Genomic DNA, 12,184 nt, shown 5'->3' with positions numbered 1-12,184 from the left:
TCCATAATGTGGCAGGAATTCCCATGGATCGCGCCGATATCGCTCTGATCGAGGCCTTGCAGCGCGATTCCTCGCGCTCGCTGGCGGACCTGGCCGAGGCGACCGGCATGTCCTCCTCGGCCTGCCATCGCCGGGTGCGGGCCTTGGAAGCGGCGGGGATCATCACTGGCTATACTGCCCAGATCGACGCGGCCCGGGTGGGGCTGAAGGCGATTGCCTTTGTCGAGATCACCCTGACCAGCCAGAGCCGCGAGGCGATGGACCGGTTCGAGGCGGCGGTGCAGGACTATGCCGAGATTCTCGATTGCCACCTGATGAGCGGCGGGGCCGATTACCTGCTGCGGGTCGCGGCAACCGACCTTGAGCATTACGACCGCATCCACCGCGATTGCCTCTCGCGCCTGCCGGGGGTCAGCGCAATGCGCTCCTCCTTCGCGATCCGGCGGATCAAGCGCTGGACGGGCTATGCGGTGCCGCGGTGAATGCCCTGGCTGACCTTGTGCTGCCCCAGGTCCGACGCTGGCAGGCCGAACAGGGCCCCGGCCTGTTCACGCTGGGCGTGGCGGGGGCCCAGGGTTCGGGCAAGTCTACCCTGGTGCGCGATCTGGCGGCGCGGCTGGTGGCCGATGGCCTACGGGTCGCGGTGCTTTCGCTCGACGATCTCTACCTGACGCGCGCCGAGCGCCAGCGGCTGGCGGCCGAGGTTCACCCGCTGTTCGCCACCCGCGGCGTGCCGGGGACGCATGACGTGGCGCTGGGCCTGGCCACCATTGCGGCACTGGCTCGCGGTGAGGCGGCCCCGCTGCCGCGCTTTGACAAGGGACGCGATGACTGCACGCCGGAAAGCGACTGGTCGTGCGCTCCGGCCGGGACGCAGGTGCTCTTGCTGGAGGGCTGGTGCCTGGGCGCCGCGCCGCAGCCCGAGGGGGAGGTGAGACTGCCGGTCAACGATCTCGAAGCGCGCGAGGACCCCTTTGGCATCTGGCGCCGCCATGCCAATGCCACGCTGGCGGGCGAATATCGGCAGCTCTGGGCCCGGATCGACCGGCTGGTCTTTCTGGCCGCGCCGGATTGGGAGGTGGTGGCCGACTGGCGCGAACAGCAGGAAGCGGAGCTGCGCCAGGCCGCGCCAGGCGCGATGACGCCCGAAGAAGTGGCGCGCTTTATCCAGCATTATGAGCGCCTGACCCGGTGGATGCTGGCCGACCTGCCGGGGCGGGCCGACCTGACCCTGCGGCTCGATCGGCAGCGGCGCGTTATCTAGAGCGCCTGCCCCGCCGCGAAGCCGCTGGCCCAGGCCCACTGGAAGTTGTAGCCGCCGAGCCAGCCGGTCACATCCACCGCCTCGCCAATGGCGTAAAGCCCCGGTACCTTCTTCGCCTCCATCGTCTGGCTGGACAGTTCCGCCGTGCTGATCCCCCCGGCGGTAACCTCGGCCTTGGCAAAGCCCTCGCTGCCGGTGGGGTGGAAATGCCAGTCGTGCAAGGTCGCTTCGGCGGCGCGCAGCACCTTGTCGGACTGGTTGCCAAGCTCGCCCGCCACCCCCAGTCGCTCGGCCAGCGTGGTCGCCAGCCGCTCGGGCAGGGGCAGGACGCGGCGCAATGCGCTGCGCGGCTGGGTGCGCTTGGCCTCCAGCAGCCAGCCCAGCGGCTGATCCGGCAGGTAATCGATCCGCACGTCCTCGCCGCGCTGCCAGTAGGATGAGACTTGCAGGATCGCCGGGCCGCTGAGGCCGCGATGGGTGAACAGCGCCGCCTCGCGGAACGCCGTCTTGCCGCATCTCGCCACCACTTCGGTCGCCACGCCCGAAAGCTCGGTAAACAGGGCATCGTCCCCGCTCAGCGTCAGCGGGACCAGCGCCGGGCGTGGCTGGACGACCTTGAGCCCGAACTGTCGCGCCAGCTCATAGGCGAACTGCGTTGCCCCCAGTTTGGGGATCGATGGCCCACCGGTGGCGATGACCAGCGCCGGGGCGCTCGCCCCCGCGACATGGAACTGGCCATCGCGGTGCTCGACCGCGCCGGTTTCCCCGCCCAGCCGCAGGGTAACACCGCCCTTGGCGCATTCCTCCAGCAGGAGCGCAACGATCTGCTTCGCCGAGCCATCACAGAACAATTGCCCCAGCGTCTTTTCGTGCCAGGCAATGCCGTAACTCTCGACCAGCTTGAGGAAATCCGCCGGGGTGTAACGCGCCAGCGCCGACTTGGCGAAGTGCGGGTTGGCCGACAGGTACCGATCCGGTGCGGTATGGAGATTGGTGAAATTGCAGCGCCCCCCGCCGGAGATCAGGATCTTGCGGCCCACCTCGGCGTTGTGATCGAGCAGCAGCACCCGCTTGCCGCGCTGGCCAGCGGTCGCGGCGCAGAACAGCCCGGCAGCTCCGGCGCCGAGAATGATGGCGTCGAACTGGCTCACGATCCTAACCCCTCGCCCGTTCGTGTTGAGCTTGTCGAAGCACCGTCGTGCCGCTGCGGTTCCGCACTCTGGTCGAGATCAAAGGACGGCCCTTCGGCAGGCTCAGGGCGAACGGGGTGGGCGGGGTGGGTCAAGCCTTGGCAACCAGCCTGGCCGCCAGCGCCTCGGCCACCTTGATCCCGTCAACCGCGGCCGACAGGATCCCCCCGGCATAGCCCGCGCCTTCGCCCGCCGGGTAAAGCCCCTGGGTGTTGATCGACTGCAGGTCCGCCCCGCGCCGGATGCGGATCGGGCTGGAGGTGCGGGTTTCAACGCCGGTCAGCACTGCGTCGGGATGGTCGTAGCCCGGCACCTGCCGCCCGAACACGGGCAGCGCCTCGCGCAGCGCTTCGATCACGAAGGGCGGCAGAACTTGCGCCAGGTCGGTCGGCTTCACCCCTGGCTTGTAGCTCGGCTGGACCACGCCGAAATGGGTCGAGGGGCGCCCCGCCAGCAGGTCTTCCACCCGCTGCCCCGGTGCCCAGTAGTTCGATCCGCCCGCGACGAAGGCCGCTTCCTCCAGCTGGCGTTGCAACCGCACCCCGGCCAGCGGATCGCCGGGAAAATCGCGTTCGGGGTTGATGTCCACCACCAGCCCCGAATTGGCGTTGAATTCGGCGCGCGAATACTGGCTCATCCCGTTGGTGACCACGCGCCCTTCCTCGGACGTAGCCGCCACCACGCGTCCGCCGGGGCACATGCAGAACGAATAGACCGCGCGGCCGTTGCTGGCCTGGTGCGAAATCGAATAGGCCGCCGCGCCCAGGATCGGGTTGCCGGCGTTGGGGCCGAAGCGGGCCTTGTCGATCCAGCTTTGTGGGTGTTCGATCCTGACGCCGATGGCAAAGGGCTTGGCCTCTACATAGACGCCGCGCTCGTGCAGCTTGAAGAAGGTGTCGCGCGCCGAATGGCCGACTGCCAGGATCACGTGCTCGGCGGGCAGGAACTCGCCGGTGGAGAGGGTCAGGCCTTTCAGCTGGCCATCCTCGATGGAAAAATCCTCCACCCGCGTGCCGAAGCGGTATTCGCCGCCCAGGCTTTCGATGGTTTCGCGGATGCTCATCACCATGGTGACGAGGCGGAAGGTGCCGACGTGCGGGTGGGCCTCGGTCAGGATGTCCTCGGGCGCCCCTGCACGCACGAATTCGGTCAGCACCTTGCGCCCCAGGTGGCGCGGGTCCTTGATCCGGGAATAGAGCTTGCCGTCGGAGAAGGTGCCGGCGCCGCCTTCGCCGAACTGGGCGTTGGATTCTGTTTCCAATACCGCGCGGCGCCACAGGCCCCAGGTGTCCTTGGTCCGCTCGCGCACGGCCTTGCCGCGCTCGATGATGATCGGCTTCAGGCCCATCTGCGCCAGGATCAACCCAGCCAGCAAGCCGCAGGGGCCAGCCCCGATCACCACCGGGCGCGGCGCGTTGCCATCCTTTGGCCAGCCCTCCGGGGCCATGACGGGGAACTTGTAGGTGAGGTCCGGCGTCGGCTTGATATGCGGATCGCCGTGGTGCCGTTCCAGCACTTCGGCTTCGTCGCGCACCACGGCATCGATCGTGTAGATCAGCTTGATCGCGGTCTTCTTGCGCGCATCGTTGCCGCGCCGGAACACGGTGAAGCGTTCCAGCCGCTCCGGCGCGATGCCCAGCCGCGTGATCACCGCCGCTTCGAGCGCGGCGGGTTCGTGGTCAAGCGGCAGGGCCAGGTCGGACAGGCGGATCATTGCGCCGCCTTTCGCCGGGAAGGAGGGCAATGGCAAGCGTTCACGCCAATTGCCCGCGTCGCCAGACCTGCGGCGACTGGCCATGCCGCGCGGTGAACCAGGCGGTAAAGGCGGCCGAACTGGCAAAGCCCAGCAGGTCGGCAATCTCGGCATTGCCGCGCCGGGTTCCTGCCAGCTGCCCGCGCGCCACTTCGCCGCGCACCTCGTCCAGCAGGGCGTGGAAGGTGGTCCCTTCCGCCGCCAGCCGCCGCTCCATCGTCCGGCGCGACAGGCCCAGCCGCTCGGCCACCAGTGGCGCGGTGCAGCGCCGCCCGGCCAGCATGGCGCGCAGCAGCCGGCGGGTCCGCTCGGCCAGCGGCAGGTCGGCCAGGCCTGGCAGGCTGGCGCGCAGCTGGACGGTATAGGGGCGCAGCGCCGCTTCGGCGAGGAGGTTGGGCCGGTCGAGATCGGCGGAGGCAAAGGCGATCCCGCTGAAATCCTGGGCGAAGTGCACCCGCCCGCTGAAGGCGCGCTCAAACTGGCCGACCCGCACCGGGCGCTGCCGTTCCAGATAGATACCCTGCGCATGCCAGCCCAGGCCCAGCAGCTGGCGCAGGATGCGGTGGAGCATGGCCACGGCCACGTCGGTGGCCTGCACCCGCGATCCCTCCCCTGCCACCACGCAGGACAGGATCGCCAGCCCGTCATGCTCGGCCAGGTCGATGGTCAGCGCCTCGTTGTGCAGCGGCAGATAGGACGTGAAGATCGACAATGCGCTGCGGATGTCCGGTTCGTCGCGGGCCAGCAGGGTGACCGGGCCAAGGTTGGAAAAGCCGCGCAGTTCGGCCAGCCGCAAGCCGAAATCCTCGGCCCCGGCCAGGTCTGCGGTCTGTTCGAGCAGGCGGTTGATCGTGCTGGCGGGTAGCCGCCGGTCGGCCTCGATTTCGGCATCGGCGGGCAGGCCGACCCCGCGCAACAGGGCGGCGGGATCGAGCCCGTACGACCGGGCAAGCGCGCTGAAGCCGGTCAGCGCGGCGGCGCGGACAGTGGGGTTTTGGCGCATTTCAGCAATTGAATGGCGGATATTCTAAATCCTGTCCAGTCCGGGGCGCTATTCAGGCCGCATTGGGGAGAGAGTCGATGCCAACCGATACACCGATCAGCGATGCCGCCCGTGCCAGTGGCGGCTGGAACCAGGCCTGGGACCAGGTCGCCGCCTTTGATGCGGAATGGATGGAAAAGTTCCTCGACATGGGGACCCATTCGGTCCGCAAGGGGATCATCGATCCCAAGACCTATGAATTCCTGGCGATCGCGGTCGATGCCAGCTGCACCCACATGTATTCGCCCGGGGTGAAGCGCCACATTGCCAAGGCGCTCGATCTGGGGGCCACGCCCGAAGAGATCATGGCCGTGCTGCAACTGGTGGCCGTGCTCGGAATCCATTCGGTCGCGCTCGGCACGCCCCACCTGGTCGATGAAATGAAGGCCCGCGGGATGCCCGTTCCCGCCGCAACCCAATCCACGGAGGACTGACCCATGCACTTCCTCGATGACAGCCTGCTGCCCGAAAATCAGGAAAAGCTGGTGATCCAGGTCGCCCCCTATGGCCCGCAGTGGCTGCCGGGCGATTTTCCGGAGGACATTCCCGTCACCATGGCCGACCAGGTCCAGAAGGCGGTCGATTGCTACAACGCCGGGGCCACCGTGCTGCACCTGCACTGCCGCGAGGCCGACGGCAGCGGATCGAAGCGCCTGTCGATGTTCAACGAGATGATCGACCGCATCCGCACGGCCTGTCCGGACATGCTGATCCAGGTCGGCGGCTCGATCTCCTTCGCTCCCGAAGGCGAAGGCAGCGAGGCCAAGTGGCTGTCTGACGATACCCGTCACATGCTGGCCGAGCTGAAGCCCAAGCCGGACCAGGTGACCATCGCGGTCAACACCAACCAGATGGATATCTCCGCCCTGATGAGCGAGGACGATATCGCGGGTACCTGCCTCACCAACCCGGCGATGTTCGAAGCCTATCGCAACATGTATTTCGAATGCGGACCGGTGTTCATGGAAGAACACCTCAAGCGCCTGGTCGCCAACGGGATCCAGCCGCACTTCATGGTCGGCGACCTCAGCCAGCTGGAAACGGTCGAGCGGCTGATCCGGAAGGGGCATTACAACGGCCCGCTGGTGCTGAACTATGTCGCGATCGGCAGCGGTGCCGCCGGGACGCATCCGGCCGACCTGATCGAATTCGCCCGCCGCGTGCCCGATGGCGCGGTGCTGACGATCGAATCGGTGATGCGCAATGTCGCCCCGTTCAACGCCATCGCCATCGCGCTTGGCCTGCACGTGCGCGTCGGGATCGAGGACAACCTGTGGAGCCGCAAGGGCGAGCGGATGACCTCGGTCCAGCAGGTCGAACAGATGGTGCGGATCGCCAATGAACTGCACCGTGATGTCGCGACCGGGCCGGAAGCCAAGGCGATCTACCAGATCGGCACCTTCTACCAGTCGACCGACGAGACGCTGCGCCGCCTGGGCTATCCGCCCAACCGCCAGCCCGGCCAACGGGGTGTGCCGCGCTGGGAATATGCATGAATTCGGTTGAGGGGAGAGTCTGCGTAGTCACCGGGTCGTCACGCGGGCTCGGGCGGGCGATCGCCGCGGCGCTGGGCGCCAGCGGCGGTCGCCTCGCCTTGTGCGATGTACTCACCGATGAGCTTGAGCAGACCGCCGCGGACCTGCGCGCCGCCGGTCATGAGGTCTATGCCGCCCCTTGCGACGTGAGTGACAGCGCCGAGGTCGATGCCTTCTTTGCCTGTGTCGAGGCGGCGCTTGGTCCGGTCGAGGTGCTCGTCAACAATGCCGCACTGGTGCCAGGCGGGCCGCAGGACGAGGCCCGTCGCAACCGCCACTATGCCTATCTCACCTCGCCCGAACCGCGCACCTCGCTGGGCTTTACCAGCGCGATGAGCGATGCCGAATGGCTCAAGTACTGGGGTGTCAACGTCCACGGGGTGTTCTTCTGCACCCGCGCCGCGCTGCGCCAGATGGAGCCGCGCGGTTTTGGCCGGATCGTCAACATCGCCTCGATCGCGGGGCTGTCGGGCCTCAGCGCGCATAGCCCGCACTATTCGGCCACCAAGGGGGCGGTGATCGCCTTCACCCGTTCGGTTGCTGCCGAAGTGGCCGGGGCCAACATTCTGGTCAATGCCATCGCGCCGGGCGGGGTCGCCACCCCGATGTTCGACGATTACCTGGCCCGGCTCGATCCGGAAGCGCGCGGGCGGCTGTTCCAGATGATCCCGGCCGGACGACTGGGAACGATGGACGAATATGCCGATCTTGTGGTCTACCTGTCGGGCGACGGGCATTACCTGGCCGGACAGGTGATCAGTCCCAACGGGGGAATGTTCTGACATGGTGGATCGGGCGGGCCAACCGGGGGAAGGACAGGATCGCGCGGTGCCGGTGGGTCTGCTGCTGTTCCTGCTGACCCTCCACATCATCAACCAGATCGATCGCCAACTGGTGGCCGCCTTTGCCACCGACATCATGCACGATCTGGAGCTCAGTCGCAGCCAGTTCGCGCTGATCGCGGGCCTGGCCTTCAGCGGCGTTTATGCCTTTGCCGCGCTCTATGCCGGGGTGCTGGCCGACCGGCTGGGCCGGGTAAGGGTGCTGTCGGCGGGGCTTGGCGTGTGGAGCCTGTTCACCGCGCTGGCCGGCCTCGCGCAGGGCTTCTGGACCATGCTGGCCGCGCGGCCCTTCGTCGCCGCGGGTGAGGCCACGCTGGTGCCGACCGCCAGCAACATCATCCTGGCCCGGGTCAGCGAACGCCACAAGGCGGCGGCACTGGGCCTGTTCTTTGCCGGGATCCCGCTGGGGATCGGCGGGGGCTTCCTGATCGCGGGCCAGCTCGGCCCGCTGATCGGTTGGCGCTGGACCTTCATCGCCATGGGCGCGCTTGGCCTGGTGGCGCTGGCCGTGCTGGTGCGGCTGAAGGACGATCCGCCCGACCTGTCGCACCGGCCGACGCTGGCCGGCAATCTCTCCGCGCTGGCAGAGGTATTCCGGGCCAGGCCGCGCGCCCTGTGGGCTTCGCTGGCGATCATCTTTGCCCATTTCCACACCGCGACCAGCCCCTTCGTGCAGCTCTGGCTGACCTCCGAGAAGGGCTATGCCGCCGGTCCCGCCGCGCAGCTTTACGGGTTGATGTTCGTGATCTTCGGCCTGGCGGGCACGTTCGGGGCCGGGCTGCTGGGCGACTGGGCCAAGCGCCGCCACGGGCTGGACCGGGCGGTCACCATGTTCGTCCTGCTGCTGATCCTGGCTCCGCTGCTGGTGCTGTACCGGCTGGTGCCGGGCGGCACGCCGCTGTTCCTGCTGGGCATGGCCGGGTCGATCCTGTTCATGACCGTGATCTATGGCCCGATCTTTGCGATCATCGAGGAACTGCTGCCACCCCGGCTCAAGGCCACCTCGACCGGTCTCAACATGCTGGTGCTCAACATTTTCGCGATCGGCGGCGGGGCGCTGGCGATCGGTCTGGCCAGCGAATGGCTGCTTGCCAATGGCTCGGCCCGCAGCTGGACGCTGCCGCTGTTGGGGGCCGATGCCTTTGCCCTGCTGGCGGTGCTGTTCATCTTCCTCGCCATGCGCAGTCCGCGCGATCTGGCCGACTGACACCGCCCCCCCGCCCGGCACGGTCGAGCGGGAAAGTTTGCTATTTCGCCGAAAAGGGTCCAAGGGGGGTGGGCTAACGTCGCCTGCGACGGGACTTTCGGCCCAAACGCCCCAACTCCCTTTACACGCCACTTTGCTCTGCGGACACGTTGTTCGCAGGTCCACGCGGTTTCGTGAAGGGAACGCATCATGTTTGTAGGTACCGTAAAGTTTTTCAATGCCGACAAGGGCTATGGCTTCATCCAGCCGGACACCGGCGAAGCTGACAGCTTCGTCCACATCTCGGCCGTTGAACGCGCCGGGATGAGCACGCTGAACAAGGATCAGCGCGTGAAGTACGAGCTGGAGACCGACCGCCGGGGCAAGACCTCGGCCGTCAATCTCGAAGCAGCCTGACCGGGTCTGAGCCTGCCGGTGGCGCCTTTCGGCCCACCGGCAGGATCGCCCCGCGAGCGGGGCAATCTCCACGCACAAGGATCGAGCCATGAGCGTATCGACGCAATTCTACCTCGATCAGGCTGCCAAGTGCGCGCGCGAAGCCGGTGATGCCCTGCTGCCCAACCGGCGCGAAGTGCTGATCCGTGCCCAGGCCAGCTGGCAGGCGATGGCCGACAAGGCGATCCGCGTGGCCGCCGAACGCGACAAGCGCGAGGCCGAGCGAGCCGCCATCACGAACTGACTGCCCCCTTTTACTGGCGGGCCAGACCAGGGCCTGCCCCAGCGGAGTGCCCCACATGTCCTATGATCCCGTCCGTCCGTTCCTGATCAAACGCGATGCCGGGGGCGACTTCCGCCTGACCGTGCGTGACACCCGCTACAATTCGCAAGGCTATCCGATCGTCACCGCGGTGATGCAGGATGAAGCCTTCAAGACCGCCGCAGCCGCCAAGGCCCATGCGCGCGATCACTTCAAGGCCGTGGCCGGACAATACGAGATGGGCAAGGACTGAGCCCGTCAGCCCGCGTTACAGCGGGTTGCCATCGTCCTGCTCGTCAGAGCGGATTGCCATCCCGGTCGCGATAGATATCGCGCCGGCCGACATGGTTGGCCGGACCGACGAAGCCGTCTGCCTCCATCCGCTCCACCCACTTGGCCGCCGTGTTGTAACCCACGCCCATCTGGCGCTGGAGCCATGAGGCCGAGGCCTTCTGGCTTTCGAACACGATCTGGCAGGCCTGGCGATACTTGCGCTCTTCCGGGCTGTCCGATGCGGTCGCATCGAGATCGTCGAAGCCGAAGCCGCCGTCTTCCGGTTCCTCGGTAACGCTGTCGACATATTCCGGCTTGCCCTGGGCGCGCCAGAAATCGGCGATCCGTTCCACTTCCTCGTCGCTGACGAAGGGCCCGTGGACGCGGCGGATCGGATCGGTGTTGGGCTTGTAGAGCATGTCGCCCTTGCCCAGCAGCTGCTCGGCGCCCTGTTCACCCAGGATCGTGCGGCTGTCGATCCGGCTGGTCACCGCGAACGAGATGCGGGTCGGCAGGTTGGCCTTGATCACCCCGGTGATGACATCGACCGAGGGGCGCTGCGTCGCCATGATCAGGTGGATGCCCGCCGCGCGGCTCTTCTGGCTGAGGCGCTGGATCAGCACTTCGACTTCCTTGCCGACCGTGACCATCAGGTCGGCCAGCTCGTCGACAATCACCACGATCTGCGGCAGCACCGGGTAATCGAGCTGGTGCTCCTCGAACAGTTCCTCGCCGGTTTCGGGATCGAACCCGATCTGGATCCGGCGGCCCAGCGGCTTGCCCTTGGCGATCGCGGTCTTCACCTTGTCGTTGAAGCCCGCCAGGTTGCGCACCGACAGCTCGCTCATCATGCGATAGCGCCGCTCCATCTCCTCGACCGCCCACTTCAGCGCGCGGACCGCCTTGGCCGGTTCGGTGACGACGGGGGAGAGCAGGTGCGGGATATCGTCGTAGGACTTCAGTTCCAGCACCTTGGGATCGACCAGGATCAGGCGGCACTGCGCCGGGGTCAGGCGATAGAGCAGCGAGAGCAGGATCGTGTTGAGCCCGACCGACTTGCCCGAACCGGTGGTGCCCGCCACCAGCAGGTGCGGCATGGTGGCAAGGTCCGCCACGACCGGCTCACCGGCGATATCCTTGCCCAGAATGATCGGCAGCATGCCCTTTGACCCGGCAAAGGCCTCGCTCGCGACCATTTCCTTGAAGCTGACCATCTGCCGGTCGGCATTAGGCAGTTCGATGCCCATTACCGTGCGGCCGGGGATCGACGAGACGCGGGCGGAGATCGCGCTCATGTTGCGGGCGATATCGTCGGCCAGGCCGATCACGCGGCTGGCCTTGATGCCGGGAGCCGGTTCCAGCTCGTACATCGTCACCACCGGGCCGGTGCGCACGGCGGTAATCTCGCCCTTCACATTGAAATCGTCGAGCACGGTTTCGAGCAGGCGGGCGTTGCGTTCCAGCGCCAGCTTGTCGATCTTCTGCTGGGTGTGGGGCGGCGGATCGTTGAGCAGGTCGAGCGCGGGCAGTTCAAAGCTGTCGAACAGGTCGCCCTGCTTGCCGGAAGTCGCCAGCTGGGCGGGCTTGGCCGGGCGCGTCGGATCGGTGATTACCGGCGGCTTGCGCGGGCCATCGGCGGAGATCGCGGCACTGGCGCGCGGTTCGGCACCGGCCTTGGCGGCGGGCTTCACGCTGATCCGGGTACCATCCTCGATGGCTATGCGGGGGTTGCGGCGCAGGAAGCCGGGCAGGGTGAACAGGCTGCCCCAATCGAGCGCAAAGACCCGCGCGGCCAGCACCGATCCGCCCGCGAGGCAAGCCAGCCCCGCGCCCAGGATCGCCCAGAAGCGGCCGGCCTCGGGCAACAGGGCGGCCAGGGCCTCGATCGCGCGCGCGCCCAGCAGGCCGGAAATGCCGCCCATCCCGGCGGGCAGCGAGCCGCGCGGGCCGGTAAAGACCAGTGCGAGTACGGTCGCCAGCAGGGCCATCGCGAACAGCAGCACGCCGATCGGTCGCCACCAGGCGTGGTTGGCGTGGGGCAGGTCCTCGTCCTCTTCCTCGACCAGCCGCCACAGCTTGCGCGCGCCGACATAGAGCAGCGGGAGGAACAGCACCGAGACCGGGCCGAACAGGAACAGCGCCCGTTCCGCCACCCAGGCCCCCGGCCAGCCCATCCAGTTGGCGACAGTGCCGCCGGCAGCGGTCGAGGCCGAAGGATCGGTCTGGTGATAGGAGACCAGCGCCAGGGCCAGGAACACCATGCCCGCCAGCAGCAGCCCGGCCCCGCCGATCTCGGCGGCCCGGCGCGCGGCACGGCGCAACGTGGCGCGCCAGTTGACCTGCACGCCGCGGCTCCCAGCGCTGACTGCCCGACTTGCCAT

Annotated in this window: 13 protein-coding genes; 9 read left to right on the top strand and 4 right to left on the bottom strand. The window is 67.5% G+C overall.

Going from position 1 to position 12,184, the window contains the following annotated elements:
- Positions 1-23: 23 nt before the first annotated feature.
- Both O9281_RS13125 and O9281_RS13120 read left to right on the top strand, forming a co-directional pair.
- Positions 24-482, top strand: coding sequence for an Lrp/AsnC family transcriptional regulator (locus O9281_RS13125; RefSeq protein WP_298186661.1), 459 nt, complete (start codon positions 24-26; stop codon positions 480-482).
- The gene (locus tag O9281_RS13120; protein WP_298186659.1) at positions 479-1,264 is read left to right on the top strand and encodes a kinase; all 786 of its coding nucleotides are present in this window, start codon (positions 479-481) and stop codon (positions 1,262-1,264) included. Before O9281_RS13125 ends, O9281_RS13120 begins: the two co-directional genes overlap by 4 nt.
- Here the strand turns inward: O9281_RS13120 and O9281_RS13115 are convergent.
- From O9281_RS13115 to O9281_RS13105, 3 genes are all read right to left on the bottom strand, one after another.
- Positions 1,261-2,418: an NAD(P)/FAD-dependent oxidoreductase gene (locus O9281_RS13115; RefSeq protein WP_298186956.1), complete on the bottom strand. Its 1,158-nt coding sequence runs from the start codon at positions 2,416-2,418 to the stop codon at positions 1,261-1,263. The genes O9281_RS13120 and O9281_RS13115 overlap by 4 nt on opposite strands.
- A gap of 127 nt (positions 2,419-2,545) precedes the next feature.
- Positions 2,546-4,168, bottom strand: a complete 1,623-nt coding sequence (locus O9281_RS13110) for an NAD(P)/FAD-dependent oxidoreductase (RefSeq protein WP_298186658.1) — start codon at positions 4,166-4,168, stop codon at positions 2,546-2,548.
- A gap of 40 nt (positions 4,169-4,208) precedes the next feature.
- Positions 4,209-5,210, bottom strand: a complete 1,002-nt coding sequence (locus tag O9281_RS13105; RefSeq protein ID WP_298186655.1) for an AraC family transcriptional regulator — start codon at positions 5,208-5,210, stop codon at positions 4,209-4,211.
- Between the two features lie 77 nt (positions 5,211-5,287).
- On the opposite strand from O9281_RS13105, the gene O9281_RS13100 reads away from it, so the two are divergent.
- The 7 genes from O9281_RS13100 to O9281_RS13070 all read left to right on the top strand — a co-directional run bounded on the left by O9281_RS13100 (position 5,288) and on the right by O9281_RS13070 (position 9,783).
- A complete protein-coding gene (locus O9281_RS13100; protein WP_298186654.1) occupies positions 5,288-5,683 on the top strand; it encodes a carboxymuconolactone decarboxylase family protein in 396 nt (131 codons plus the stop codon).
- Positions 5,684-5,686: 3 nt separating this feature from the next.
- Complete coding sequence (locus O9281_RS13095; protein WP_298186652.1) at positions 5,687-6,745, top strand: 3-keto-5-aminohexanoate cleavage protein; 1,059 nt, start codon at positions 5,687-5,689, stop codon at positions 6,743-6,745.
- Positions 6,742-7,566 carry an SDR family NAD(P)-dependent oxidoreductase gene (locus O9281_RS13090; RefSeq protein ID WP_298186650.1) on the top strand — a complete coding sequence of 275 codons (825 nt, stop codon included), beginning with the start codon at positions 6,742-6,744 and terminating at the stop codon, positions 7,564-7,566. The genes O9281_RS13095 and O9281_RS13090 overlap by 4 nt, the downstream gene beginning before the upstream one ends.
- A 1-nt stretch (position 7,567) precedes the next feature.
- A complete protein-coding gene (locus O9281_RS13085; RefSeq protein WP_298186648.1) occupies positions 7,568-8,833 on the top strand; it encodes an MFS transporter in 1,266 nt (421 codons plus the stop codon).
- A 189-nt stretch (positions 8,834-9,022) separates the two neighbouring features.
- Positions 9,023-9,229 (top strand): cold-shock protein, encoded by a 207-nt coding sequence (locus tag O9281_RS13080; RefSeq protein ID WP_298186645.1) that lies wholly within the window; start codon positions 9,023-9,025, stop codon positions 9,227-9,229.
- Positions 9,230-9,317: 88 nt separating this feature from the next.
- The gene (locus tag O9281_RS13075; protein WP_298186643.1) at positions 9,318-9,512 is read left to right on the top strand and encodes a hypothetical protein; all 195 of its coding nucleotides are present in this window, start codon (positions 9,318-9,320) and stop codon (positions 9,510-9,512) included.
- 55 nt (positions 9,513-9,567) lie between these two features.
- On the top strand, positions 9,568-9,783 hold the full coding sequence (locus O9281_RS13070) for a hypothetical protein (protein ID WP_298186640.1): 216 nt from the start codon (positions 9,568-9,570) through the stop codon (positions 9,781-9,783).
- A 43-nt stretch (positions 9,784-9,826) separates the two neighbouring features.
- Here the strand turns inward: O9281_RS13070 and O9281_RS13065 are convergent, their stop codons facing one another.
- Positions 9,827-12,184 carry a DNA translocase FtsK gene (locus tag O9281_RS13065; protein ID WP_298186637.1) on the bottom strand — a complete coding sequence of 786 codons (2,358 nt, stop codon included), beginning with the start codon at positions 12,182-12,184 and terminating at the stop codon, positions 9,827-9,829.

The organism is Novosphingobium sp. (assembly GCF_027531025.1).
In the GTDB taxonomy this organism is placed as follows: Bacteria; Pseudomonadota; Alphaproteobacteria; order Sphingomonadales; family Sphingomonadaceae; genus Novosphingobium.
Note: the sequence above shows the minus strand (reverse complement) of the source record. Positions and strands in the feature narration are given on the sequence as shown.

Bases quoted from the DNA above. Each gene is read 5' to 3' on its own strand.
- O9281_RS13125 (WP_298186661.1), top strand. From the start codon at position 24: ATGGATCGCGCCGATATCGCTCTGATCGAGGCCTTGCAGCGCGATTCC.
- O9281_RS13110 (WP_298186658.1), bottom strand. From the start codon at position 4,168: ATGATCCGCCTGTCCGACCTGGCCCTGCCGCTTGACCACGAACCCGCC.
- O9281_RS13105 (WP_298186655.1), bottom strand. From the start codon at position 5,210: ATGCGCCAAAACCCCACTGTCCGCGCCGCCGCGCTGACCGGCTTCAGC.
- O9281_RS13100 (WP_298186654.1), top strand. From the start codon at position 5,288: ATGCCAACCGATACACCGATCAGCGATGCCGCCCGTGCCAGTGGCGGC.
- O9281_RS13095 (WP_298186652.1), top strand. From the start codon at position 5,687: ATGCACTTCCTCGATGACAGCCTGCTGCCCGAAAATCAGGAAAAGCTG.
- O9281_RS13090 (WP_298186650.1), top strand. From the start codon at position 6,742: ATGAATTCGGTTGAGGGGAGAGTCTGCGTAGTCACCGGGTCGTCACGC.
- O9281_RS13085 (WP_298186648.1), top strand. From the start codon at position 7,568: ATGGTGGATCGGGCGGGCCAACCGGGGGAAGGACAGGATCGCGCGGTG.
- O9281_RS13080 (WP_298186645.1), top strand. From the start codon at position 9,023: ATGTTTGTAGGTACCGTAAAGTTTTTCAATGCCGACAAGGGCTATGGC.
- O9281_RS13075 (WP_298186643.1), top strand. From the start codon at position 9,318: ATGAGCGTATCGACGCAATTCTACCTCGATCAGGCTGCCAAGTGCGCG.
- O9281_RS13070 (WP_298186640.1), top strand. From the start codon at position 9,568: ATGTCCTATGATCCCGTCCGTCCGTTCCTGATCAAACGCGATGCCGGG.
- O9281_RS13065 (WP_298186637.1), bottom strand. From the start codon at position 12,184: ATGGCAAGTCGGGCAGTCAGCGCTGGGAGCCGCGGCGTGCAGGTCAAC.